The following is a 1,353-nucleotide window of genomic DNA, read 5'->3' as shown; positions in this document are numbered from 1 at the left end:
ATCCCCGCTACCACCTGACCAGGCCCGTCACGCCGCCCCGTCAAGCACCTATCCAGTTACGCTGATGGTAAGTGGAGACAACAGCATTGCCCGAGAAGCACGAGCTGCGGCTCTCCGCGCCTTGATCAAGCTTGACACAACCCCGGGAGCTGCCCTAACGGCTCTCGCCGATTACGGATGGGACTCCGGCGAAGATCTCGTCGTACTTACTACCGCCGATTTAAAGCGGATGCTACATAGGTACCTGGATGGCGAACTGGCTGAGGATGAGTGGCAATTGTGGGCAGAGGCACTGGAGAGTCGTGACGACATAGGATTCGATGACGAGACCGGCGATGTGATCAAGGAGTTCATCTTTCAATCGGCCACACCCGAGATCTTTGAACCGCTGTCGCCCTTGTTGGCAAGGAGATGGCTGTCACGCCTTGACTAGAACTCGCATTCAGCGACCCGACATCCGGTTAGTTTAGAGCGTGTCTCAGGTGGTGGAGTTCAATTCCCCTTAGATCTCGTTCAGGAACTCCAGAACCTCCACGGTCGATCCTCGATCCAGCAAGATACATGACTGCGACATGTACTTGTGCGATAGATTGATCGAGGCGCATGAATGAATTTTGTGATGGTCGGATTGGGGCCATCGCAGGATGTGTCGGGAAAGTGGTTGGCGTGCGCTGACTGCTACTGTAGCGGGTTGCCCGGCGCGAACTTTCAGGTGGAGGTGACCGTTGAGTGGCGGGGACGTGAGCCGGAGGCTGAGGCCAAGGTTCGTGGCTTGCCTGGGACCACCTCGCCCGGTGGGCTGCCACCCGGCGCGTCACGGTTGCGAGTCACCTGGCTGATCTGATCAATGCCCGGGGTGTCACCGAGATTGCTGTGCCGCAGACCAGCAGGGTCATTGCGTGTTGGTGTAACTGCTGGTCACGGCGTCGATGAGGTCGTGTGATCGGCGGTCGGAGCGGCGGTTGGCGCGGGCGATGTTGGTGTCGCCGTTGATACGGTGCCAGCCGATCGCGGTGTTACGCAGGGTGGCCATGACGGCGGGTCCGGTGCCGGTCCGGGCTTGATGCAGGTCTTCACGGAACGTGACATCTCTGATGTTATGGACCTGGTTCTCGATCAACCACTCTGCCCTCGCCCACCTCTGCAGGTCAGCGGGTTGAGCGTCGGCGGCGGTCAGGGACGTCACCAGGTAGGCGGTCTCTTTGCTGGTCTTGCCGTCCACGGTGCGGGTCCGGATGATCCGGGCGGCCTGCTGGGCGCGCGGAAAGGCGATCCCGCCCGGGATTTGCAGGGTGTCAAGCCCCGGGTTTGATGGAGAGTTGGTTAGCTGGTTTTCAGGGGCGCGGTGACTGG

At 60.4% G+C, this 1,353-nt stretch carries 1 protein-coding gene and 1 pseudogene; one reads left to right on the top strand and one right to left on the bottom strand.

The window, feature by feature from the left end:
• Positions 1 to 433, top strand: a 433-nt coding sequence (locus ACFHWY_RS28530; protein ID WP_416583333.1) for a hypothetical protein, incomplete at its 5' end; no start/stop codon positions are given.
• Positions 434 to 892: 459 nt separating this feature from the next.
• Here the strand turns inward: ACFHWY_RS28530 and ACFHWY_RS28525 are convergent.
• Positions 893 to 1,353, bottom strand: a pseudogene (locus tag ACFHWY_RS28525) (hypothetical protein); the annotation flags it as partial.

Source organism: Micromonospora sp. LOL_024, from assembly GCF_048060415.1.
GTDB lineage: Bacteria > Actinomycetota > Actinomycetes > Mycobacteriales > Micromonosporaceae > Micromonospora.
The sequence above is the reverse complement of the archived record's forward strand: the minus strand, read 5'-3'. Positions and strand labels throughout refer to the sequence as shown.